The sequence below is a fragment of the Sphingomonas paludis genome (assembly GCF_053502515.1).
Genome location: NZ_CP187558.1, coordinates 2,864,405 through 2,886,374, shown reverse-complemented (window position 1 = coordinate 2,886,374; position 21,970 = coordinate 2,864,405). Strand labels below are relative to the sequence as shown.

Sequence of the window (21,970 nt, the reverse complement as noted above, 5' to 3'; positions counted from 1 at the left end):
CTGGGCTCCTGCTTTCGCAGGAGCACTGGATTGATATCACAGGGGTCGCGGGATGACCGTTCTTGCCTCCCCCGAAGTGCGCGGGAAACTGACGCCGAACGCGCCGCTCGCACCGCTCGTCTGGTTCAAGTCGGGCGGCGCGGCGCAGTGGCTGTTCGAGCCGGCGGACGTGGACGATCTGGCTGCGTTCCTGCGCGATCTCGATCCCGCCACCCCCGTCATGGCGCTGGGCCTTGGCTCCAATCTGATCGTGCGCGATGGCGGCGTGCCCGGCGTGGTCGTGCGGCTGGGCAAGGCATTCGCGCGGGTCGAGCGGCTGGACGACACCACGCTTCGCTGCGGGGCGGGGGCATCGGGCATCTTGGTTTCGTCGACCGCGCGCGACGCGGGCATTGCGGGGCTTGAGTTCCTGCGGTCGATCCCCGGCACCGTAGGCGGCTTCGTCCGCATGAACGGCGGTGCCTATGGCCGCGAAGTCAAGGACGTGCTGATCGAGGCCGACGTGGTGCTGCGTACGGGCGAGCGGCTGACGCTGCCGCTCGATGCGCTCGGCTTCACCTATCGCCACAGCGCGTTGCCCGAGGGTGCGGTCGTGGTCGGCGCGGTGTTCCGGGGCGATCCGGGCGAGCCCGCCGCGATCCAGGCGGAAATGGACCGGATCGGTGCTGCGCGGGAAGCGTCGCAGCCGCTGCGCAGCAAGACCGGCGGATCGACCTTCAAGAATCCGGATGGGGAGAAGGCATGGGCGCTGGTCGATGCGGCCGGCTGTCGCGGGCTGACGCTGGGCGGCGCGCAGGTCAGTGAAAAGCACACGAATTTCCTGATCAACACCGGCGATGCGACCAGTGCCGAGATCGAGGCGCTGGGCGAGGAAGTCCGCGCGCGGGTCAAGGCGCATTCGGGCGTCGACCTGCATTGGGAAATCCAGCGGGTGGGCGTGTTTGCCGATGATCGTGGCGATGAACGGGTCGAGGTGACGAAGTGAGCCTGGCGCATCATCCCGCTCGCTCTGAGCTTGTCGAAGGGCTGCCGCTTCTTCGCCCACGCGACGCCAAGGCAGGACGGGGCTTCGCCAAGCTCAGCCCGAACGGAGACATGCTGTGAGCGTATCGGTGTCCCCCCTCCACATCGCGGTCCTGATGGGCGGCTGGTCCGCCGAGCGGGAGGTGTCGCTGATGTCGGGCGCGGGTGTCGCCGTCGCGCTGGAATCGCTCGGCCACCACGTCACGCGCATCGACATGGACCGCGATGTCGCGCTGCGGCTGGCCGAGGCGAAGCCCGATCTGGTGTTCAACGCGCTGCACGGTACTCCTGGCGAGGACGGGTCGGTGCAGGGAATGATGGACCTGATGGGCCTGCGTTACACCCATTCGGGGCTGGCCACTTCGGTCATCGCCATCGACAAGGTGCTGACCAAGAACAGCCTGGTCCCGCACGGCATCCCCATGCCCGGTGGAAGGATCGTGCGGACGGAGGAGCTGTTCGAGCGCGATCCGTTGCCGCGTCCCTATGTGCTAAAACCCGTCAACGAAGGATCGTCGGTCGGCGTCGCCATCGTCACGGACGAGGGCAATCTGGGCAATCCGATCAGCCGCGATGCCGCCGGTCCCTGGCACGAATTCGACGAATTGCTGGCGGAGCCGTTCATTCGCGGGCGCGAACTGACCGCGGCGGTGCTGGGCGACGCGGCGCTGGGCGTTACCGAACTGCGGCCAAAGAGCGGATTCTACGACTATGACGCCAAATATACCGACGGCATGACCGAGCATGTCTTTCCCGCCGACATTCCCGATGAGATTGCGCAGGCGTGCAAGGCCATCGCGCTCCGCGCCCATCGGCTGCTTGGCTGTCGCGGTGCATCGCGATCGGACTTCCGCTGGGACGATCATCAGGGCGTCGAGGGACTGTTCCTGCTGGAGGTGAATACCCAGCCGGGCATGACCCCGCTGAGCCTGGTCCCTGAACAGGCGAAGCATCTGGGCATCGATTATCCGCAACTGGTGCAGCGCATCGTCGATGAGGCGATGGCGGGTGCGGCGATGGTGGAACCGGCCTGATGGCGCGCCAGTCCACCCGCCGCGCGCCGCAGCGTCCGCCGGTCAAGCCGAAGCGCAAGCCGCAGACGAACCGTGCCCAGCGCCCGGGCATCCTGGATCATGCCGTGGCGGCGATGCCCGGCGGGCAGGACATGATGCGCCGGATCGCGGCCTTTACCATCAGCGGGGTTGCGCTGGCCGGGGTGCTGATGCTGGCATCGTGGAGCGGCGCGCTGGCCGGGGTCGGCGGCGCGATCGGCGACGGGATGGGCGCTGCGGGGCTGAAAGTGCGGTCGTTCGAGCTGATCGGTGCCAAGCGCATCGACAAGACCGTAGTCTATTCGGTGCTGGCGACGCAGGAATCGCGGCCCTTGCCGTTCGTGGATCTGGACGGCCTGCGCGAACAATTGCTGCAGGAAGGGTGGATCGCCGATGCGCAGGTATCGCGCCGCTATCCCGACGCGCTGGTCGTGCGCATCCGCGAGCGGGTGCCCGCCGCCATTTGGCAGAGCAACGGCCAACTGATGCTGATCGATGCGGCGGGAACGCCGCTGGAACCGCTCGATCCCAACCGGCTGCCCGACCTGCCGATGGTGGTCGGGGAAAGCGCGAACGATCATTATGACGATTACCAGCGGCTGATCGCGGCCGCCCCGGCGCTGAAACCGATGGTGCGGGCCGCCAACTGGGTCGGCGACCGGCGCTGGACGTTGACCTTCGTCTCCGGCGAGCGGCTGATGCTGCCCGAAGGGGTGCGGGAAAGTTCGGCGGCGCTGGTCAAGTTCGCCGAATGGGACGGCACGACCGGCCTGCTGGGGCGGGGGCACCGCCATTTCGACATGCGCGACGTGACGCGACTGGTGATCCAGCGCGGCACGGGCGATGTGTCCACCCGGCTGGTGGGCGATACGGGCGAGTGACGCTGAGGACAACGGGGGCAGGGACATGGCGAAGGCAGTATCGGAAGGGCTGATCACCGCGCTGGACATCGGTTCGTCCAAGGTGACCGCGATGATCGCGCAGCCGCTCGACGGCGGCGAACTGCTGGTGCTGGGCACCGGCCAGCGCGAGAGCAAGGGCGTCAAGCGCGGCTATGTCGCCGACATGCGCGCCGCCGAAACCGCCGTGCGTCAGGCGGTGGAACAGGCCGAACAGGTCGCGGGCGTCAGCATCGAGGATGTGTGGGTCAGCTTTTCGGCCGGCGACATGGACAGCCATATCTTTCGGCGCGAGGCGTTGCTGGACGGACGCCGGGTCGAACAGGGCGATGTGGAAAGCCTGTTGCGCACGGCGCGCAACGGCATCGATCCCGGCCAGCGCATGATCCTGCACGCCCATCCCATGCGCTATTCGGTCGACGGGCTGGCCGGGGTCAGCGATCCGCGCGGCCTGCATGCCGACCGGCTGGGGGTGGAGGTGCATCTGGTGTCGACCGAGGGCTCGCCGGTCCGCAACCTGCATTTGTGCGTCGGTTCGGCCCATCTGAACGTGCGGTCGATCGTTGCCGCGCCGGTGGCAACCGGCCTGGCCTGCCTGACCCCGGAGGAGCGCGACCTGGGCGTGGCGCTGGTCGAAATCGGCGCGGGGCTGACCAACGTGTCCGTCTATGCCGGCGGCGTGGTGACCGGCATCGCAACCCTGCCGATGGGCGGCGGCGACATTACCGACGACATCGCATCGACCTTCGGCACGGCGCGCGTCCATGCCGAGCGGCTGAAATGCGTGAAGGGTTCGGCCAATGTCAGCCCGCGCGACAATCACGAGATGCTGGAGGTGCCGCCGCTGGCCGATGACGACCCGTCCGAATTCAATCGGATCGCGCGGGCACAGTTGATCGCGGTGATCCGCACCCGGCTGGACCGGCTGATCGCCGAGATCAAGCGCGAGCTGGAGCGGCTGGAATTCACCAACGGCATGGGACGCCAGGTGGTGCTGACCGGCGGCGGGGCCGAGCTGAAGGGGATCGCCGATTATGCGCAGCAGGCGCTGGGATGCCCGGTGCGGATCGGGCGTCCGCGCGGGCTGACCGCGCTCCCCGATGCGCACGGCACCCCCGCCTTTGCCACGCTGGCCGGGCTGGCGATGTTTGCGGCCGCCGATCCGGTCGATCTGCGCGCGGTGGAATCGGCCACGCAATTGGTCGTTCGCCCGCGGATTGGCGAATTGCTGCGCAAGATGGTCTGGGCGTTCCGGACCAATTATTAAAGAATTGCTACGGTTTTTGGCTGCCGGGACTAGGATCGGCAGTCCAGTTGGTGCACAATCCTAGGGGCATAAGAGCAAAAAGGCATCGGCTCCGGCCGGGTCCGTGGAGATGACGACAATGAGCATCGAATTCCTGCCGCCGGACGGCGACGAACTGACCCCCCGCATTTCGGTGATCGGCGTGGGCGGCGCGGGCGGAAACGCCATCGCCAACATGATCCGCGCGGACGTGCAGGGCGTCGAGTTCCTGGTCGCGAACACCGATGCCCAGGCGCTGAAGCAGTCGACGGCGGCGCAGCGGATCCAGCTGGGCGCGAAGATCACCCAGGGCCTGGGTGCCGGTTCGCGGCCGGAAATCGGTCGTGCCGCGGCCGAGGAGACGATCGAGACGGTGCAAAAGGCGCTTGAGGGCAGCCATATGTGCTTCATCGCCGCCGGCATGGGCGGCGGCACCGGCACCGGCGCTGCCCCCGTGGTGGCCAAGGCCGCGCGGGACATGGGCATCCTGACTGTTGGCGTCGTGACCAAGCCGTTCGCGTTCGAGGGCAAGAAGCGCTCGCGCTCTGCCGATGCGGGGATCGAGGAGCTGCAAAAGGTCGTCGACACGCTGATCGTCATTCCGAACCAGAATCTGTTCCTGATCGCGGATGCCAATACCACCTTCAAGCAGGCGTTCGAACTGGCCGACGAGGTGCTGCAGCAGGGCGTGCGCGGCATCACCGACCTGATGGTCATGCCCGGCCTGATCAACCTCGACTTCGCCGACGTCCGCTCCGTCATGCAGGAAGCGGGCAAGGCGATGATGGGCACCGGCGAAGCGTCGGGCGACGGTCGCGCGATCGAGGCCGCACGGATGGCGATCGCCAACCCGCTGCTGGACGGCGTGTCGCTCAACGGGGCCAAGGGCGTGATCGTTTCGATCAGCGGCGGCGACGACATGCGGCTGATGGAAGTGGACGAGGCCGCCCATCACATCCGCGAACTCGTGGACGAGGATGCGAACATCATCTGGGGTTCGTCGTTCAACCCCGATCTGGAAGGCAAGATCCGCGTATCCGTGGTCGCCACCGGCATCGAGGACGGGGCCGCCGCCAGTGCGCCCACGCCCCAGGCCGATCTGTCGCGCAGCTTCAGCTTTGGCGCGCCGCGCCGCGTGCCGGTTGCAGCGGCGCCGGTGGCCGACGCCGATCCGTTGCCCGAGCCCGGGTTCAGCGAAGAGCCGTCGGCTGAATCCGATCCGCTGACCCTGGAGCCGCCGGTTGCGGAAACCGCTGCGCCGACGCCGCAGGCACCGCCGCGCGTGTTCGCGGACGACGGGCTGGAGGACGAACCGACCGGCGACGAACTGGTGCTCGATGAAACGGCGCAACTGGCCGAGCCGGAGCCGCTGCCCATGTCAGGGGCCGGGCGTCGACGCTGGCTGACGCCGGGGGCCGAGGAAGCGCCAGAACCGGAAGCGCCGAAATCGGGCGGCACACTGTTCGAACGGATGGCCAATGCCGGCCGGTCGCTGGGCCGGAACGAGGACGAAACCGCCAAGGACAGCGGCCTGGACATCCCGCGGTTCCTGCATCGCCAGAACAACCAGTAACCCGTCAATCATGGCACGCATCGGGCCGGGCGAGCGATTGCCCGGCCCGTTTCGTGCCCGGCCCGACCGTCGGTTCATTGCCGGATCATTTGCGGTCTGGCACAAGCGCAGCAAGATGATCGTTCGTTCACCGTATTGCCGCGCGGCAGGGCTGATTTCCGCGCTGTTGTTGAGTTCCGCCCCGGCAATGGCATGGCAGGATGCGGCCCCGGCCGCCCCCGTGACCCAGCCCCAGCCGACGCCGACTGCCGACCGGCTGATGGAACAGGTCCGCCTGCTGGCGACCAATCCCCGCAATCTGGAAGCATTGCTGGTAGCGGGAGAGGCGAGCGTCCGGTTGAACGATCCGGTCGCCGCGATGGCATTTTTCGCACGGGCCGACCAGATTTCGCCGCGCCATCCCCGCGCGCTGGCGGGGCGCGCATCGGCACTGGTGGCGATGGAACGGCCGGGCGAGGCGATCTGGCTGTTCCGCGAGGCGGAGCAGCGCGGCCTGTCGGTCGAGGCGATGGCGCTGGACCGGGGCATGGCCTTTGACCTGTTGGGCCGACCCGATCTGGCGCAGCGCGATTACCGGATGGTGCAGGGTGGACCGGACGGCGAAGAGGCGACCCGCCGCCTGGCCCTGTCGCTCGGCATTGCGGGCAACCTGGCCGAAGCGACGCGGCTGATCGATCCGCTGCTGCGCAAGAACGACCGGTCGGCGTGGCGGACCTGGGCGTGCGTGCTGGCGATGAACGGCGATCCGGCACAGGCCAAGGCGATTGCGGCGGGCAGCCTGCCCGGGTTCGGGCCGTCGCTGGCTCCGTTTTTCGACCGGCTGGCGGCGCTTGCCCCCGCCGACCGCGCCCATGCCGCGCATTTCGGCCAGCTGGGCATGACTGCCGAGCGGCGGGCCGATCTGGCGCTTGCGCCCGACTTGAAGGCGCTGACGCCGCAACAGGGCGGGCCGGTCCGAATGTCCTCGCTGGACCTGGTGGCGCGCGAGCGTCCGCTGGCCACCGCTGCCGTAAATCTGGCACCCGTGCCCGTGCCGCCGTCATCGGTTGAACCCGCGCCACCTGTCACGACTGCAACACAGGTTCAGCCGACTGCGCCGGTCGCCACTGCGCAGGTTCAGCAGACCCCGCCACCTGTCGCTGCCATGCCCGCGGCACCCGTCGCTGTCGCGCCGGTCGCCGTGGCGGCTCGTCCGCCCGAACCCGTTTTGCCGGCATCTGCCCCGGCGGCCGCTCCGGTGTCCGTCGCCCAGCCGCCGGTGACCATCGCTGCTGCTCAGCCGGGCATCGACGCCGTGGCGCCATCCGTGGCCGACCGGGTGCCGGCTGCTGTTGCCCCGGCTGTGGTCCAGACGGTGGCGACGGCTCCCGAACCCGCCGATCCCGTCGCCCAGCGCGCGGCGGCGCGAGCCGAACTGGCCGCGATCGTCGCCCGGCTGGCCGGGGATGCCGATCCCAATCCCGAGCCGATTGCCCTGCCGCTGCCGTCGCGGGAACCGCCGCCGGGGGCCAGGCCGATGGTCGTCGCTGCAAAGGAAGCCCCATCAGCGACGCCGGAAAAGCCGGTGGCCAAGCCCGCCGCGCCCAAGGCTCCAGCGGCAAAGCCCGCACCGGCAAAGCCCGACCCCAAGAAGCTGCATCCGTCGCGCATCTGGGTCCAGGTCGGCGTCGGCGCCGATGAGAGCAAGCTGCCCTATACCTGGCGCCAGCTGAACCGGACCGCGCCGGATGCGTTCAAGGGCAAGCAGGGCGGATACGTGGCGGCCGGACGCACGAACCGCTTGCTGGTCGGTCCCTTTGCCAGCAATGGGCAGGCGCGCGCCTTTCTTGAGGCGATCGAGAAAAAGGGACTGGACGGCTTTCAATGGACCAGCGGCGCAGGGCAGCAGATCGAATCACTGGCGGTCAAGTAATCCGCCGCGCTCCATGGGCCGCGGACCCGGCCCGGTCGCACGGGCGGCTGCACCCCGAAGCGGGCGGCGAACAGCGCGGGCCGCGTGACGCATTCCAGCGGGACCGGGACCGGATCATCCATTCGATCAGTTTCCGCCGCCTGCGCCACAAGACGCAGGTGTTCATGGCCCCCGATGGCGACCATTTCCGCGTCCGGCTGACCCACAGCCTGGAGGTGGCTCAGATCGGGCGGACGATCGCCCGCGCGCTCGGCCTGAACGAGGATTTGACCGAAGCCCTGTGCCTGGCGCACGACATCGGCCATCCGCCGTTCGGCCATGCCGGGGAACGCGCGTTGAAGGATGCGCTGGGCGGGGCAGGGGGGTTCGACCATAATGGCCATACGCTGCGCGCGCTGACCGAGCTGGATTGCCCCTATCCCGGCTGGCGGGGGCTGAACCTGACCTGGGACATGCTGGAGGGGCTGGCCAAGCATAACGGGCCGGTGCGCCACCCCGGCTGGGCGATGCAGGCGGCGGATGCGGCCTTTCCGCTGGCGCTGGACGACTGGCCGTCGCTGGAGGCGCAGGTGGCGGCGGTGGCGGACGACATCGCCTATGATAATCACGATATCGACGACGGCATCCGCGCCGGCCTGTTGACGCTGGACCAGCTGCTGGCGGTGCCGATGGTCGCGGCACTGTGGGACAAGGTGCGCGCCCGCTTTCCCGACAGCTCGCCCGCGCGGCTGATAAGCGAACTGACACGCAGCCAGATCGGGTTGATGGTCAATGACTTCCTGGCCGAAACCCGGCGGCGCATCGGCGAAAGCGGGGTGGAGACGGTGGACGATGTGCGCGCAGCCGATCGGTGCCTGGCGGGATTTTCGGACGAGATGCAGGCGACGGAACGCGACCTGAAGCGGTTCATGTACGCCAATCTGTACCACCATCCCCGTCAGCTGGCAGCGGCGGAGGCGGCGCGGACGGTGGTCGGCGGGCTGTTCGCCGCCTATGCCGACGATCCGTCCCGGATGGCGGAGGGGTGGCGCGACACCGTGCCGGCGGACGAGCCGGGGCGCAGCCGCCATATCGCCGATTTCATCAGCGGGATGACCGACCGCTATGCCATCCGCTGCTACCGCGAGGTAGTCGGCCCGATCGAGATGCCTGAAGGATTCTGACCGCCGCCGGTCCGGCTGCTACCGGTCCGGACCATTGCGAACCCATGAAAAGGGCCGCTTTCCCGATAAGGAAAGCGGCCCAATTCATACCGGTTGCCCGGTCGTCGGATCAGAAGCGGACGCGGGCGCTCGCCTGGAAACGACGACCCAGCAGGTCGTTGAAGCTGGAGGGGTGCAGCTCCCCGAAATATTCATAGCCCTGACGGTTGAACAGGTTCGTCACCGAGAAGGCCAGGCGGAAATTGTCCGTCGGATCGAAGAACACGCCGCCGCTGACCGTGGCAAAGCCCGGCAGACGATCGAGTTCGCGGGCGTCAGGACCACCGCCGGGAACCGACGCATCGCGGTTCAGACGGCTGAACAGGGTCTGGCCCTGCCAGTTGATGGTGGTGTTGATGCCGAAGTCTTCCTCGATATAGCGAATCCGCAGCTGGCCCGCGAGGACCGGATCACCCAGGACGCCATGGCTTTCCGCCGGGGCGACGCCGGTGATGTCGACCAGGCGCCGTTCGACGAACTGCGCATCGCCGCCGAGCAGCAGGTCGCCACCGAACAACGGGAATTGGTAGGCGATGGTGCCCTGGATGCCGCTGAACTCGATCGACTGGCCGTTGACGAAGCCCGCAGTCACTGCCGGGTTCTGCGGATCGCCGACAACCCGGCCCGTGGTCGGATTGCGGTTGATCAGCGAGCAGAACGCGTTGGCGTTGAGCACATTGCTGGCATCAAAGGTTTCGTTGTCGAAACAGCCGGACACGATCTGCGGCACGGTCAGGTTGGCGATCGGACCGGTCAGTTCGATGTTCACATAATCGACGGCCAGCGACAGGCGCGGGATGAACCGCGGTTCGATGATGACGCCGAAGGTGTAGCTGTTGGCTTCTTCGTTCTGTAGGTTCGGGTTGCCGCCCGCACGTGCCGGAACCGATGCCGTCGACGCCGGATCGGGCGTGGAGTAGTCGGTGCCGGGGAATGCGGCCCGGAACGCGTTGCAGTTGCGTTCGCGGATCGTGGGCACCGGGCCGCCACGGATCGAGGCGTCCTGGCACAGATCGGCCACGAACTGGAACGTGTTCACTTCCGGCAGGAACAGTTCGGTGATCGCGGGCGAACGGAACGAACGGGTGATGTTGCCGCGGAACGCGATATCCTCGACCGGTGCGATCGTGCCGCCAGCCGTATAGGCAAAGAAGCCGCCGTTGATCGAGTTGTCCGAATAACGGCCACGTCCGAATGCCTGCACGCGGTGCAGCAACGGGATGTCGTTTTCCGGCGAGATGATCGGCAGCACGACTTCGCCGAACACGTCATGCAGCTGGTAGCTGCCCGACAGCGGGGTGATGGCGACCGAACGGCCGCGACCTTCCTGCTGGAACGAGCTGGGCGTGAAGCTGGCGAATTCGCGGCGATATTCGTAACCGACGTTGAAACCGGCCGCACCGGCACCCCACAGGTCGAACAGCGCACCACCGATATTGGCGTTGAACACCGTCTGTTCCTGGATGCTGACGGTGCTGAACTCCTCGATCACGTAATCGCGGGCGGCGGGGTCCGAATTGAACCGGCCGAACACGTTCAGCGGACGACAGTTCGGATCAGCGATCGGCGTGCCGCCGGGGGCGGCAAAGCCGGTGCCCACCGTGGGCGCCGTGGTGCAGACGATGTTGCCGTTCACGTCACGCGCGACGTTGACGGCGTTGATGAAGTTCTGGGCGTTCAGATCCTGGCCGTTGTCCTGGCTGCGGGTGCGGCCATGGCTGCCATAGACTTCGAAGTTGAAGGTGGTGCCCAGTGCATTGATGTCGCCCCGGATGCCAGCGGTACCGAAATAGATCTCGGTATCGTTGAAGCCGGTCAGGTCGGCGAAGTCATCCGATGCGCGCGACACCTGGAACCGGGTCACGCCGCGCGAAACCAGCGCGTCGCGCGCCTGCTGCGTCAGGAACGGGTTGTCGACGCTGTAGGTCAGCGCGCCGCTGAGGCCGCCGAACAGCGAGCTGTTGAACGTCGGCTGCTGCGTCAGTTCGTCGGCGCGCGACTTGAAGAACGTGCCTTCCGCAAAGAATTCGAAACCAGGCGTGAATTCGAACGTCAGGAAGCCGTTCAGGGTCGTGCGACGCAGGTCGGAGGTGATCTGCGTATAGTCGGCGAAGGTGAAACCCTGGCCGCCCGAGCCGGAGGTGCCGGGGAACACGACGCCCTGGTTGAACGGGATCAGGCTGCCGTCCGGTGCGAACTGAAGGCCACGGGTCGTGGCAACGCCGAACGGAACCGCGGGGTTGCGCGGATCGGCAGTCGTCAGGTTGGTCGCGGTGATCAGGCCGCCGGGGGTCAGGAACGGAATATTGACCTGACGGATCAGCACCGTGCCCGGATTGCCGTCGGTCTGGCTGTTGTTGAACCCGATATTGGGGTTCACGCGGCCGTCGTTGCTGGCGCCGAGCGACAGGCCGGGACGCAGCGACGTGCCCTGAGCCGAGGTCGGGTTGGTCGCACCGCCGATGCGGCGACGCAAGAATTCGCGATCGTTATAGACGACGCCGTCGACATTGTCGTGCTGGCCCGCGATCGTGATGTTCAGGCGGCCGTCCAGGAACGTCTTACCGGCGATACCGGAGAAGTTGTAGGTGCCGTTGTCGCCTTCCTGCGTGATGCCGGTGGTCGCCTGCAGTTCGACGCCTTCATACTTCGACCGCAGCTGGACCAGGATGGTGCCCGAGATGGCGTCCGAACCGTAAAGCGGCGCGCCGCCGACGCTGATCGTGTCGATGCGGTCGACCAGGATGCTGGGCACGGTGTTCAGGTCGACCTGAGTACCGGCGCCGGCATTGTTGAAGATGGTGGCGACGTTCGAGCTGACGAAACGGCGACCGTTGATCAGGGTCAGTGTGCGGTTCGAGCCGAGGCCGTAATTGTTGATGAAGTTCGTGCCCTGACCAAAGCCCTGCGCACCGGCCGGGGTCACCGAACCGCGCACGCCAGGCAGTTCGTTCAGCGCGTCGGCGATGTTGGTGAAGTTCCGCTCGCGCAGCTGGGCATTGTCCAGCGTGGTGATCGGTTCGGGCGAGGTCAGGTTCGGCAGGCGGATGCGGGTACCGGTGACGACGATGTCGTTGGTGGTTTCTTCCTCATCCTCGTCAGCCGCCGTCTGGGCCGGATCGCCGACGGCGGGCGTGTCCTGGGCCAAAGCAACCTGTGGGAGGGTAAAGGCGACGCTGGCAAGCGCGGTCGCCGTCAAAAGGCGTGAGAGTCTCATCGATGTGCCCCAGATATCGTGCCGCGCGGGGGTGCACGGCCTGGGGCCAGACAATTGCATTGTTCATGCTGTGGCAAGGCTTCTGGCGATTGTGCGCCCGATTTCGCCCCAATGCTGTTGCGGCGATGTCACAGTACTGCAACGCAAAAATGGCCGCGCGAAATAATCGCGCGGCCCATGGCCCATCGGACTTTACGAATGTTGCGCCTGCTCAGTGGGTTGAGATAGGACAGTAACCGTGTCGCTTTTGCGGCAACAGCAGGGTCACCGTTCAATGCACATGGCGATTCCCATGCCGCCGCCGATGCACAGCGTGGCCAGCCCCTTTTTCGCATCGCGCTTGTGCATTTCATAGATCAGGGTGGTCAGCACGCGGGCACCCGACGCGCCGATGGGATGGCCGATGGCGATGGCCCCGCCATTGACGTTCACCTTGTCCGCATTCCAGCCCATATCCTTGCCCACCGCCAGCGCCTGCGCGGCAAATGCTTCGTTCGCCTCGATCAGATCCAGGTCGTCGATCGTCCAGCCAGCCTTTTCCAGCGCGCGGCGGCTGGCCGGAACCGGGCCGATGCCCATGATCGACGGATCGACCCCGGCGGACGCCCAGCTGGCGATGCGGGCCAGGATGGGCGACCCGCGCCGTTCCGCTTCCTCGCGGCTCATGACGACCAGTGCGGCGGCACCGTCGTTCAGGCCAGAGGCGTTGGCGGCGGTGACGCTGCCGTCCTTCTTGAACGCCGGGCGCAGTCCCGACACGCTGTCGATCGTGGCGCCTGCGCGAATATATTCGTCCTGATCGACGATCGTGTCGCCCTTGCGCCCCTTGACCGTCACGGGCGCGATCTCGTCGGCAAAGCGGCCCGATGCGCGCGCGGCTTCGGCCAGGTTCTGCGAGCGGACGGCGAAGGCATCCTGTTCGCCCCGGCTGATCTGGAATTGTTCGGCCAGATTTTCGGCGGTGATGCCCATGTGATAGCCGTTGAACACGTCGGTCAGGCCATCCTTGATCATGGTATCGACCAGGCCCAGGTCGCCCATCTTGGTGCCGGGCCGCAGATTGGCGGCATGGGCCGAAAGCGACATGGATTCCTGACCCCCGGCAACGACGATGCGCGCATCGCCCGTCGCAATCGCCTGAGCCGCCAGCGCGACGGCACGCAGGCCCGATCCGCAGACCTGGTTGACGCCCCATGCCGGCACCTCCTTTGGCACGCCGGCGGCCATCGATGCCTGCCGCGCCGGGTTCTGGCCCTGAGCCGCGGTCAGCACCTGGCCAAGGATCACCTCGGACACCTCTTCGCCCGCGACGCCCGCCTGGGCCAGCGCGGCCTCGATCGCGGTGCGGCCCAGCTCATGCGCGGGCACGGCGGCGAATGCGCCCAGGAAACTGCCCACCGGCGTACGCTTGGCGGCGGTGATGACGATATCGGTCATGGGGGTCGGCTCCTGCTGATGACGGCCCGGTTGCCTCCGGCCCGCTTCTGTCGGGGGCCTATCTAGCGAAGGGGAGGCCGCTTAACCAGTCGCTGAGCGGTTGCCACAGCTGTTCGCGCGCGCGCCCGCCGACGACCATGCCGACATGGCCGGCGGTCAGCCGCCGCTGATCCGGCAGGCCGACGGCGCTGGCGGCGGGCACGATGCGGTCGGTGGTGGACACGAACTCGACCGCAGGACAGTCGAGCGCGGCGGGATCGACCGTCCGCCCGGCCACCTGCCACAAGCCGCGTCCGGTCACGTCCGCACCGATCAGATCGTCGAACAGTCCCGCACCCGCCGCAAAGGTCAGCGGCGCCCCGGCATTGGCCCAGTCTTCCAGCACCACGAACTGCCGCGCGGCATCGCTGTCCGGGTCGAGCGTCGCAAAGCGGGCATATTTGTCGATGGTCCGTTCGGGATCGATCCGCCAGAATCCGGCCTGCAGCACCTCCATCGGCACCAGCCCGAGCGCAGCACAGGCATCGCGCGAACCCTGCCACCCGCTGGCGATATCCGCCCGGCCGCGCGCGCCATAGCCTGCGAAATGCCAGGGTGCGGCAATCGTCGCCACTCCGGCGACCGGCCGCAGCATCGCCGCCGCCAGCGCCAGCGTGCCGCCCAGGCAATAGCCGACAAGCACCGGCGGCCGCCCGAGGCCGTCCATCAGCGGCAGCAGAGAGGTTTCCACATGCCCGGCCAGCGTCAGCCCTGCCTCGCCCGCATCCGGCGTGCCCCAGTCGAGCAGCAGCACCTGCCGCCCGTCCCGTGCCAGATGGCGGGCGAGCGATGTCGTCGGGGTCAGGTCAAGGATCGATGGAGGATTGATCAGCGATGGCACCAACAAGACCGGCGGGGCGGGGTGCCCCGGATCGCCATGCCCGGTCAGCCGGGCGCGCCCATGCTGCGCGAAAATTGCGCCCTGTCCATCGCCATTCGGCCGTGCCGCCCGCTGATAGGCGGCCAGTCCGGCCAGTGCCGCCGCCAGCCGATCCGGCGTTGCTGCGCAGTAATGATGCAGCATCGCAAGGAACAGCGGCAGGGGCCTGGGGCCGTGTTGCGGTGCGGTATCCATTGATGCTAAGGCTGGCCCAGTCATCGCGCGAGGGTCCCATGAAAAGAGCTGCTGCCGGCAACGGTCCCGTCATCATCAAGAAATACGCCAACCGTCGTCTGTATAACACCGAGACGTCCAGCTACATCACGCTGGAGCATCTGGCGGCGATGACGCGGGAGGGCCGGGATTTCAAGGTCATCGACGCCAAGTCCGAAGACGATATCACGCACAATGTCCTGACCCAGATCATCATGGAAGAGGAACAGCGTGGCCAGACCATGCTGCCGGTCAGTTTCCTGCGCCAGTTGATCGCGCTGTACGGCGATTCGATGCAGGCGATGGTCCCCGGCTATCTGGAGGCGTCGATGGAAAGTTTCCGGCGCAACCAGGAACAGTTCAAGTCCGCCGTCGAGGGCGCGTTCGCCAACACGCCCTTTGCCGAAATCGCCAAGCGCAACATGGCGATGTTCGAGGCTGCCGCCGGCGCGTTCAAGGGCCAGGGCATACCCGGCGCGCCCACCACAGCCCAGGCTGCCGCCCCCGACAGCGATGCGAAGGACGACGAGATCGCCGCGCTGCGCGCCGAGTTGGCCAAGCTGCACGACAAGGTCGAAAAGCTGGGCAAGTAAGCCCGACGCCTGTCCCCCGCCCGGCACATGCCGGGGCGGGGGCGCGCGGTCTTTAGTTGGCGGGTTTCACGAATTTCAGCGTCATCCGGTCGCTTTCGCCGATGGCGGCGTATTTTTCCCGGTCCTTGTCCTTCAGCGCATAGCTGGGCGGCAGGGTCCAGACGCCGTCGGGCCAGTCGGCCGTATCCTTCGCATTGGCGTTCACCTCTGACTTGCCCGCCAGCTTGAACCCCGCTTTCTCGGCAAAGGCGATGACCGAGCTTTCCTTCATATAGCCCGATTTTTCCTCGGCCGCCGGGTCGCGCCCCTCGGGCAGGCGATGTTCGACCACACCCAGCACGCCGCCGGGCTTCAGCATCTTGAAGATGGCATTGAAATTGGCCTGCGCCGCATCCGCCCCGCCGAAACGCCAATTATGGACGTTGCGGAACGTCAGCACGACATCGGCCGCGCCGTCGGGGATGCCGGGGGCGTCGGCATTGGCGGGAAAGCTGGCCGTCTTGACCTTGCCATACACATCCGGCTTGGCCGCGATCAGCGCGTTGACCCCGTTCAGGCCGCGCGGGCTGGGGGCGGCGACATGCAGGGAACCGCTCGCCGCCAGATAGGGGGCCAGGATTTCGGTGTACCAGCCGCCGCCGGGATAGAGTTCGACCACGGTATCGGTGGGTTTGACGCCGAAAAAGGCAAGGGTTTCCGACGGGTGGCGATACCGGTCGCGCGCGGTGTTGGCCGGGGTGCGGCTGGGCGCGGCGACGGCGGCCTTGATCGCGTCCGACGGGGCTGCGGCATGATGATCGGGCATCAACGCGACGGCGGCGCCTCCGCTCGCCATCAGGGCAGCGACGATCGCAAGGGTCAGGGTCTGGCGCATTCGACTCTCCTTCACCAATTATGGGTTTGACTGGCGTGGAATGGGTGTTGGGGCGCAGCGATGCAAGCGATTTGGGGCGGCGTGGCCGCGATGGCGATGCTGGCCGTGGTCGGTGGGGTGGCGGAACACCGGCGGGTCAACCGGGACGATCCAGACCGGGTGAGCGTCGTGCCGTGGACGACGGTGCAGTTCCTGGCGATCCTAATCGGCTTCCTGCTGGCCGCCTTTGCCCTGACCGCCTGACGCCCCGCATTCAGGACCGGGGTTTCAGCGCGTCCAGCATCGATGCCGTGGCCGATCCCCGCCGCGCCGGTTTCGGCTGGCTGTCGTCGGGCGCCCACGCGGTCAGGTACACGATGTCGAACCGTTCGGCCGTCCGCCCGTCCGCATCCGCCATGTCGGCGAACGCCGCCGCCGCCCGGCCCAGGGTCGTGCGGGTCAAGGGCACCCGCGCGGTCATCAGGTTGGTGGCCGCCATCGCGCGCAGGTCGTCGAGCAACCGGCCGAGCGAGCCGTAGCGGACCGTCAGCGGCTCGACATCCGCCACCGGCAGGGCAAAGCCCGCCCGCTGCAACAGGTCGCCCGCCGATCGCACGTCGACCTGCGGGTGGACCCGCGCCGCCGGGCGCTCCGCCTCTGCCGCCAGGAAAGCAGCCTTCAGACTGGACAGGCTGCCCGCCCCGCAAAATGCGCCGAGGAACAGCCCGTCCGGTCGCAGGGCACGGCGGATCAGGGCCAGCGTGCCCGGCAGGTCGCTGACCTGATCGATCAGACCGGCGGAAACGATCAGGTCGAACCGGCCAGTACCCAGGTCGAGCCTGTCCTCGTCCATCGCCAGGCCACCCGCCATCGCCGCATAGCGCGGGCCGGGATCGATCCGGGTGACGGCAACTCCGGCGGGAAAGGGGAACAGCGGCGGCGCACAGCCGATTTCCAGCGCATCGGCAAAGGTCCGCGTGACCATACCCAGCCGGTCGGCCAGCCCGTCGATCATCACCGCGCGCAGGAAATCATCGGCACCGCGGGCGGCGGCACGGTCGCGGCGCAGGCGGCGCGCATTGCGATCGAACAGGTTCGGGACGCTCATCGCGCGGCTTGTGCCGGGTGCGGGGGCGCGCGACAAGGGGGCTTGGGCCACGGCAAGGGGTGACGCGGGGCAGGCCATGGGGCGGGGCAAGGCGGCGGCAGACTGGGCGGCACGGGCCGGGGCAGGCATCCTCGCGCTGGCATTGCCGCCACGATGCCCGGGATGCGGGGAGGTGGTGGAGGCGGACCATCGCCTTTGCGCCGATTGCTGGTCGGGCCTGCGCTTTCTGGGCCAGCCGGCCTGTGCCCTGTGCGCCGAACCGTTCGAGGCGGACCTAGGCCCGATGGCGCAGTGCGCGCCCTGCATGGCGTCGCCACCCGTCCATGACGGGCTGCGCGCCGCAGTCGCCTATGGCCCCGTTGCGCGCCAGATGGCGTTGAAGCTGAAATATGGGCGGCGGATGGCGCTGGCCCAGACCATGGCGCGGATGATGGCCCGTCACCTGCCCGACGATGCGCACCTGTTGGTGCCGGTGCCGTTGCACCGCTGGCGGCTATGGTCGCGCGGGTTCAACCAGTCGGCGCTGATCGCGGCGGCGTTGGGTCGTATCGGAGGCGTGCCGCACGATACGCAGTTGCTGGCGCGCATCCGGCGCACGCCGGTGCTGCGCGGAATGGACGGCAGCGCGCGGCGGCGGGCCGTGCGCGGCGTTTTCGGGGTCGATGCGGCAGGGCGTGCCCGCATCGCCGGGCGGCATCTGGTGCTGATCGACGATGTCCATACCAGCGGCGCGACGGTCGGTGCCTGTGCCGCCGCGCTGAAGCGCGCGGGGGCCGCGCGGGTCAGCGTCCTGACCTTTGCCCGCGTCACCCATGTCGAGGCGGATTGACAAGCGCGGGCAGGCACCACAGCTAGAACCCATGGCAAAGGTCGAAATCTATACCAAGGCATGGTGCCCCTATTGCATCCGGGCCAAGCGGCTGCTGGACGGCAAGGGCGTATCGTTCGAGGAACACGACATCACGATGGGCGGTCCGAAACGCGCCGAGATGATTGATCGGGCTGGCGGCCGGACGACCGTGCCGCAGATCTTCATCGGCGATACCCATGTTGGCGGATCGGACGATCTGGCCGCGATGGACCGCGAAGGGCGGCTGGACGCGCTGTTATCGGCATGAAGGTCGCCGTCCTGCAGATGACGAGCGGTATCGATCCCGCCGCCAATGCCGCAGTGATGGTCGATGCCGTGGCCGCGGCAAAGGCAGAGGGTGCGGCAATGCTGTTCACCCCGGAAATGAGCGGCCTTCTGGATTCAGACCGGGCACGCGGCTCCGTGCATGTGACGCAGGAGGATCTGGACCCCGTGCTGGCCGCCGTGCGGTCGGCTGCGGCGGCGCAGGGCATGTGGGTGCATATCGGCAGCCTGGCCGTGCTGGCGGGCGATGGGCGCTATGCCAACCGCGCGTTCGTGATCGACGATGCTGGTGCGATCCGTGCCCGTTATGACAAGCTGCATTTGTTCGACGTCGATCTGGCGACCGGAGAGCGGTGGCGCGAATCGGCCAGCTATCGGCCCGGCGAGGGGGCGGTGGTGGTCGACACGCCGGTCGGCGCGATCGGCCCGGCGATCTGTTACGACATGCGCTTCCCCGACCTGTTCCGGGCATTGACCGATGCGGGTGCCGAAATCCTGTCCATCCCGGCTGCATTCACCCGTCCCACGGGCAAGGCGCACTGGCATACCCTGCTGCGCGCCCGTGCCATCGAGGCGGGGGTGTTCGTCGTCGCGGCGGCACAAACCGGGGTGCACGAGGATGGCCGGGCGACCTATGGCCATTCGCTCGTCATCGATCCCTGGGGCGAGGTGCTGCTGGACATGGGCGAGGCGGCGGGTCTGGGCTTTGCGGAAATCGACGTGGCGCGCGTTGCGGAAGTGCGCGGCCGGGTGCCCGCGATCCGGCATCGGCGACACATTCCGGCGGTGGACCGGGCGGGATGATCGTGTTCGACCTGCGATGCGGGCGAGGCCATGTGTTCGAAGCATGGTTCGGATCGTCGTCGGCCTGGGAGGAACAGCGCGCCGCTGGTCTGGTCGAATGTCCAGTCTGCGGCGACGGTTCGGTCGAAAAGGCGGTGATGGCCCCCAATGTCGCGGCCAAGGGCAATCAGCGCCAGGCGGTCGAGCCAGCCCGTCAGCGGCCTGTACCGATGACCAGCGGCGGCCCTTCGATACCCCCGCCGTTGCGCGAGGCGATGGCCGCGCTGGCGCAAGCCCAGGCAAAGGCGCTGGCGGACAGTCAGTGGGTGGGGGATGATTTCGCGCGAAAGGCACGGGCGATGCATTCGGGGAAGGAGCCGGATTCGCCGATCCATGGTCGCGCCGATCCGCAAGTGGCGCGCGAACTGGCGGAAGAAGGGGTGCCGGTGATGCCGCTCCTGGTGCCGGTGGTTCCACCCGAACAGCTGAATTGACCGCAAAGTCCCGCTCGCCTACCAGCCTGTGCCAGTGCCCTCGTAGCTCAGCCGGATAGAGCAACGGTTTCCTAAACCGCAGGTCGGAGGTTCAAGTCCTCTCGAGGGCACCACGCCCCCATCCCGTGTTCAGGCTGCGCGGACGTTCGCGCTTACCAGCACCGCGCGGGCCTGCTTTTGCGCTTCGGCGATTTCGCGGGCCGTCATGTCCTCGGCGATTTCGGCGCGGCATTGCTGGGCGCGGATATCGCCGTGGCGCGCCGCCAAATTGAACCATTTATGCGCTTCGATCAGGTCGATCGATTCGCCGCCAGCCCCGCTTGAATACACCATGCCCAGTTCGAAACAGGCATCGGTATCGCCCCGCATCGCGTCGCGCATCCGGCTGTCCATCAGGAACTGTGCGCTTTTCACGCTGTTGCCCATGTCGCCCCCTTGAAAGCATTGCTTCCTTAGCGGGGTCCGTTCTGGCCGATGAACTTCAACAAATGGTTAACGGCGTTAACCCTGTTCGGTAATGGGTGCAGCAACCGCCATGTTGTCGATCAGCCGCGTTCCGCCGATGCGCGCGGCCGCCAGCAGGCGGCGCTCCCCTTCGCCGGGTTCGCCCAGGGTCGCGGCATCGACCAGCGTCACATAATCGGTGGTGAAGCCCGCCCGTTCCAGCTGTTCGGATGCCTGGGCCAATGCGGCATCCACATCGCCGCCTGCTTCGATCTGCCGCTGCGCGACGCCCAGTGCGCGGGGCAGGGCAGTGGCGGCGCTGCGTTCCTCCGGCGTCAGGTACAGGTTGCGCGACGACAGGGCCAGGCCGTCATCGTCCCGCTGCGTCGGCACCGAAACGATGTCGATCGGCATGTCCAGATCGGCAACCATCCGCCGGATGACCGCCAGCTGCTGGAAATCCTTTTCGCCGAACAGTGCCAGATCGGGACGCACCTGATTGAACAGCTTGGTCACCACCGTCGCCACCCCGTCGAAATGACCGGGCCGGTGCGCGCCATCCAGCCGTTCGGTGATTCCCGCCACGCTCACCCGGCTGGCGAACCCGTTGGGATACATGGTCTCGACACTGGGCAGCCAGGCGATGTCGACATTGGCATCGGCCAGCATCCGCAAATCGGCGGCTTCCCGCCGGGGATAGGCGGCCAGATCCTCGTTCGGGGCGAATTGCATCGGATTGACGAAGATCGACACGACGACGCGCTGCGCCTGGCTGCGCGCGGCCTGGACCAGCGCGATATGGCCGGCATGCAGCGCCCCCATCGTCGGCACCAGCGCGACCCGATCGCCCCCGGCTGCCATGGCCCGGATTTCGGCCCTCAGGCGATCCAGCTCACGGATAGTTTGCACGGTAACCAGGCCTCCGATACAATGTCCGCAACGGATGCGGGCGGCCATCTAGGCTGGCGAACAGGGTCCGGCAACAAGGGATATTCACGCTTGGGCATCGGCAGCAAGGGCCTGCACGTCATCGTGTTCGCCAACGAAAAGGGCGGGACGGGCAAATCGACCACGGCGGTTCACGTCGCCATCGCGCTGGCGGCGCGGGGCGCCCGCGTCGGCTGTATCGACTTGGATCACCGGCAGCGCACGCTCGGCCGCTATCTGGACAATCGGCGCGAGATCATGCGGCGCAACCAGCTGGATCTGCCCATGCCGGCCTATGAAACGCATGACGGCGAAACCATGGCCCGGTTTACCGGCCTGCTGGAACGCATGAGTGCCGACACCGATTTCCTGGTGATCGACACGCCCGGCCGCGACGACCGCTTTGCCCGGATCGCGGTTACCAATGCGGACACGCTGGTCACGCCGATGAACGACAGTTTCGTCGATTTCGACCTGATCGGTCAGGTCGATCCCGATACGTTCAAGGTGACGCGGCCCAGCTTTTATTCCGAACTGATCTGGGAAACGCGCAAGACGCGGGCGCGGGCGGACGGGGCGACGATCGACTGGGTCGTGCTGCGCAACCGCGTTCAGCATATCGAGGCGCGCAACATGAAGCGGGTGGGCGAGGCGATCGACCAGTTGTCCAAGCGTGTCGGGTTTAGGGTGGTGCCCGGATTGTCGGAACGCGTGATCTACCGCGAATTGTTTCCCAAGGGGCTGACGATGCTGGACGCCGGCGCGTTCGGAGAGATGGGAATTGCCCATGTCGCCGCGCGCCAGGAGTTGCGGGAGATGATGGCCGGGCTGGCGCTGCCCGACCTGGCTCCCGGCGCGACGCCGGACGCACCGTCGATCCCGCGCGTGGCCTGATCCCCCA

21 protein-coding genes and 1 tRNA gene are annotated in these 21,970 nt (G+C 67.4%); 15 read left to right on the top strand and 7 right to left on the bottom strand.

Annotation, left to right across the window (positions count from 1 at the left end; all coding sequences use genetic code 11):
- The first annotated feature begins 52 nt into the window (after positions 1–52).
- The 7 genes from murB to ACPVPU_RS13975 all read left to right on the top strand — a co-directional run bounded on the left by murB (position 53) and on the right by ACPVPU_RS13975 (position 8,907).
- Positions 53–985 carry a UDP-N-acetylmuramate dehydrogenase gene (gene murB / locus ACPVPU_RS14005; protein ID WP_448658576.1) on the top strand — a complete coding sequence of 311 codons (933 nt, stop codon included), beginning with the start codon at positions 53–55 and terminating at the stop codon, positions 983–985.
- Positions 986–1,100: 115 nt separating this feature from the next.
- Complete coding sequence (locus ACPVPU_RS14000) at positions 1,101–2,057, top strand: D-alanine--D-alanine ligase (protein ID WP_448658575.1); 957 nt, start codon at positions 1,101–1,103, stop codon at positions 2,055–2,057.
- Positions 2,057–2,956, top strand: coding sequence for a cell division protein FtsQ/DivIB (locus tag ACPVPU_RS13995; protein ID WP_448658574.1), 900 nt, complete (start codon positions 2,057–2,059; stop codon positions 2,954–2,956). The genes ACPVPU_RS14000 and ACPVPU_RS13995 overlap by 1 nt, the downstream gene beginning before the upstream one ends.
- 25 nt (positions 2,957–2,981) lie before the next feature.
- Complete coding sequence (gene ftsA / locus ACPVPU_RS13990) at positions 2,982–4,241, top strand: cell division protein FtsA (protein ID WP_448658573.1); 1,260 nt, start codon at positions 2,982–2,984, stop codon at positions 4,239–4,241.
- Positions 4,242–4,359: 118 nt separating this feature from the next.
- Positions 4,360–5,832, top strand: a complete 1,473-nt coding sequence (gene ftsZ, locus ACPVPU_RS13985; RefSeq protein ID WP_448658572.1) for a cell division protein FtsZ — start codon at positions 4,360–4,362, stop codon at positions 5,830–5,832.
- Between the two features lie 10 nt (positions 5,833–5,842).
- Positions 5,843–7,744, top strand: a complete 1,902-nt coding sequence (locus tag ACPVPU_RS13980; RefSeq protein WP_448658571.1) for an SPOR domain-containing protein — start codon at positions 5,843–5,845, stop codon at positions 7,742–7,744.
- Positions 7,696–8,907: a deoxyguanosinetriphosphate triphosphohydrolase gene (locus ACPVPU_RS13975; protein WP_448658569.1), complete on the top strand. Its 1,212-nt coding sequence runs from the start codon at positions 7,696–7,698 to the stop codon at positions 8,905–8,907. Before ACPVPU_RS13980 ends, ACPVPU_RS13975 begins: the two co-directional genes overlap by 49 nt.
- Positions 8,908–9,016: 109 nt before the next feature.
- On the opposite strand, the gene ACPVPU_RS13970 is transcribed toward ACPVPU_RS13975, so the two are convergent.
- The 3 genes from ACPVPU_RS13970 to ACPVPU_RS13960 form a co-directional block, all read right to left on the bottom strand.
- The gene (locus tag ACPVPU_RS13970) at positions 9,017–12,163 is read right to left on the bottom strand and encodes a TonB-dependent receptor domain-containing protein (RefSeq protein ID WP_448658568.1); all 3,147 of its coding nucleotides are present in this window, start codon (positions 12,161–12,163) and stop codon (positions 9,017–9,019) included.
- A gap of 264 nt (positions 12,164–12,427) precedes the next feature.
- On the bottom strand, positions 12,428–13,600 hold the full coding sequence (locus ACPVPU_RS13965; protein ID WP_448658566.1) for an acetyl-CoA C-acetyltransferase: 1,173 nt from the start codon (positions 13,598–13,600) through the stop codon (positions 12,428–12,430).
- A 58-nt stretch (positions 13,601–13,658) separates the two neighbouring features.
- Complete coding sequence (locus ACPVPU_RS13960) at positions 13,659–14,714, bottom strand: alpha/beta fold hydrolase (RefSeq protein WP_448658565.1); 1,056 nt, start codon at positions 14,712–14,714, stop codon at positions 13,659–13,661.
- Positions 14,715–14,752: 38 nt separating this feature from the next.
- Between ACPVPU_RS13960 and phaR the strand changes: the two genes are divergently transcribed.
- Positions 14,753–15,325: a polyhydroxyalkanoate synthesis repressor PhaR gene (gene phaR / locus ACPVPU_RS13955; protein WP_448658564.1), complete on the top strand. Its 573-nt coding sequence runs from the start codon at positions 14,753–14,755 to the stop codon at positions 15,323–15,325.
- 52 nt (positions 15,326–15,377) lie between these two features.
- On the opposite strand, the gene ACPVPU_RS13950 is transcribed toward phaR, so the two are convergent.
- A complete protein-coding gene (locus ACPVPU_RS13950; protein WP_448658562.1) occupies positions 15,378–16,199 on the bottom strand; it encodes a class I SAM-dependent methyltransferase in 822 nt (273 codons plus the stop codon).
- A gap of 60 nt (positions 16,200–16,259) precedes the next feature.
- Between ACPVPU_RS13950 and ACPVPU_RS13945 the strand changes: the two genes are divergently transcribed.
- Positions 16,260–16,442, top strand: coding sequence for a hypothetical protein (locus ACPVPU_RS13945; RefSeq protein ID WP_448658560.1), 183 nt, complete (start codon positions 16,260–16,262; stop codon positions 16,440–16,442).
- Positions 16,443–16,452: 10 nt separating this feature from the next.
- Here the strand turns inward: ACPVPU_RS13945 and ACPVPU_RS13940 are convergent, their stop codons facing one another.
- Positions 16,453–17,286, bottom strand: coding sequence for a methyltransferase domain-containing protein (locus ACPVPU_RS13940; protein WP_448658559.1), 834 nt, complete (start codon positions 17,284–17,286; stop codon positions 16,453–16,455).
- Positions 17,287–17,362: 76 nt separating this feature from the next.
- Between ACPVPU_RS13940 and ACPVPU_RS13935 the strand changes: the two genes are divergently transcribed.
- From ACPVPU_RS13935 to ACPVPU_RS13915, 5 genes are all read left to right on the top strand, one after another.
- On the top strand, positions 17,363–18,115 hold the full coding sequence (locus ACPVPU_RS13935) for a double zinc ribbon domain-containing protein (RefSeq protein ID WP_448658558.1): 753 nt from the start codon (positions 17,363–17,365) through the stop codon (positions 18,113–18,115).
- Positions 18,116–18,146: 31 nt separating this feature from the next.
- Positions 18,147–18,404 carry a glutaredoxin 3 gene (gene grxC, locus ACPVPU_RS13930; RefSeq protein WP_448658557.1) on the top strand — a complete coding sequence of 86 codons (258 nt, stop codon included), beginning with the start codon at positions 18,147–18,149 and terminating at the stop codon, positions 18,402–18,404.
- Complete coding sequence (locus tag ACPVPU_RS13925) at positions 18,401–19,225, top strand: carbon-nitrogen hydrolase family protein (RefSeq protein ID WP_448658556.1); 825 nt, start codon at positions 18,401–18,403, stop codon at positions 19,223–19,225. Before grxC ends, ACPVPU_RS13925 begins: the two co-directional genes overlap by 4 nt.
- A complete protein-coding gene (locus ACPVPU_RS13920) occupies positions 19,222–19,698 on the top strand; it encodes a DUF1178 family protein (protein WP_448658555.1) in 477 nt (158 codons plus the stop codon). Before ACPVPU_RS13925 ends, ACPVPU_RS13920 begins: the two co-directional genes overlap by 4 nt.
- Positions 19,699–19,734: 36 nt before the next feature.
- Positions 19,735–19,811 (top strand) — tRNA-Arg (locus tag ACPVPU_RS13915).
- Positions 19,812–19,827: 16 nt separating this feature from the next.
- Here ACPVPU_RS13915 and ACPVPU_RS13910 read toward each other — a convergent pair.
- Entirely contained in the window at positions 19,828–20,124 is a 297-nt protein-coding gene (locus ACPVPU_RS13910; protein ID WP_448658554.1) for a hypothetical protein, read from the bottom strand.
- Between the two features lie 75 nt (positions 20,125–20,199).
- Positions 20,200–21,051, bottom strand: coding sequence for a pantoate--beta-alanine ligase (panC, locus tag ACPVPU_RS13905; protein WP_448658553.1), 852 nt, complete (start codon positions 21,049–21,051; stop codon positions 20,200–20,202).
- A gap of 96 nt (positions 21,052–21,147) precedes the next feature.
- Here panC and ACPVPU_RS13900 point away from each other — a divergent pair, with 96 nt between their 5' ends.
- Entirely contained in the window at positions 21,148–21,963 is an 816-nt protein-coding gene (locus tag ACPVPU_RS13900; protein WP_448660527.1) for a division plane positioning ATPase MipZ, read from the top strand.
- Positions 21,964–21,970: the final 7 nt, after the last annotated feature.

What these genes read in the sequence shown, in the direction of transcription:
- ftsA (WP_448658573.1), top strand. Translation starts at nt 2,982, where the DNA reads ATGGCGAAGGCAGTATCGGAAGGGCTGATCACCGCGCTGGACATCGGT.
- ACPVPU_RS13920 (WP_448658555.1), top strand. Translation starts at nt 19,222, where the DNA reads ATGATCGTGTTCGACCTGCGATGCGGGCGAGGCCATGTGTTCGAAGCA.
- ACPVPU_RS13935 (WP_448658558.1), top strand. Translation starts at nt 17,363, where the DNA reads ATGGGGCGGGGCAAGGCGGCGGCAGACTGGGCGGCACGGGCCGGGGCA.
- ACPVPU_RS13995 (WP_448658574.1), top strand. Translation starts at nt 2,057, where the DNA reads ATGGCGCGCCAGTCCACCCGCCGCGCGCCGCAGCGTCCGCCGGTCAAG.
- phaR (WP_448658564.1), top strand. Translation starts at nt 14,753, where the DNA reads ATGAAAAGAGCTGCTGCCGGCAACGGTCCCGTCATCATCAAGAAATAC.
- ACPVPU_RS13960 (WP_448658565.1), bottom strand. Translation starts at nt 14,714, where the DNA reads ATGGATACCGCACCGCAACACGGCCCCAGGCCCCTGCCGCTGTTCCTT.
- ACPVPU_RS13925 (WP_448658556.1), top strand. Translation starts at nt 18,401, where the DNA reads ATGAAGGTCGCCGTCCTGCAGATGACGAGCGGTATCGATCCCGCCGCC.
- ACPVPU_RS13975 (WP_448658569.1), top strand. Translation starts at nt 7,696, where the DNA reads ATGGACCAGCGGCGCAGGGCAGCAGATCGAATCACTGGCGGTCAAGTA.
- ACPVPU_RS13940 (WP_448658559.1), bottom strand. Translation starts at nt 17,286, where the DNA reads ATGAGCGTCCCGAACCTGTTCGATCGCAATGCGCGCCGCCTGCGCCGC.
- ACPVPU_RS13945 (WP_448658560.1), top strand. Translation starts at nt 16,260, where the DNA reads ATGCAAGCGATTTGGGGCGGCGTGGCCGCGATGGCGATGCTGGCCGTG.
- ACPVPU_RS13910 (WP_448658554.1), bottom strand. Translation starts at nt 20,124, where the DNA reads ATGGGCAACAGCGTGAAAAGCGCACAGTTCCTGATGGACAGCCGGATG.
- grxC (WP_448658557.1), top strand. Translation starts at nt 18,147, where the DNA reads ATGGCAAAGGTCGAAATCTATACCAAGGCATGGTGCCCCTATTGCATC.
- ACPVPU_RS13965 (WP_448658566.1), bottom strand. Translation starts at nt 13,600, where the DNA reads ATGACCGATATCGTCATCACCGCCGCCAAGCGTACGCCGGTGGGCAGT.
- ACPVPU_RS13950 (WP_448658562.1), bottom strand. Translation starts at nt 16,199, where the DNA reads ATGCGCCAGACCCTGACCCTTGCGATCGTCGCTGCCCTGATGGCGAGC.
- ACPVPU_RS13980 (WP_448658571.1), top strand. Translation starts at nt 5,843, where the DNA reads ATGGCACGCATCGGGCCGGGCGAGCGATTGCCCGGCCCGTTTCGTGCC.
- murB (WP_448658576.1), top strand. Translation starts at nt 53, where the DNA reads ATGACCGTTCTTGCCTCCCCCGAAGTGCGCGGGAAACTGACGCCGAAC.
- ftsZ (WP_448658572.1), top strand. Translation starts at nt 4,360, where the DNA reads ATGAGCATCGAATTCCTGCCGCCGGACGGCGACGAACTGACCCCCCGC.
- ACPVPU_RS13970 (WP_448658568.1), bottom strand. Translation starts at nt 12,163, where the DNA reads ATGAGACTCTCACGCCTTTTGACGGCGACCGCGCTTGCCAGCGTCGCC.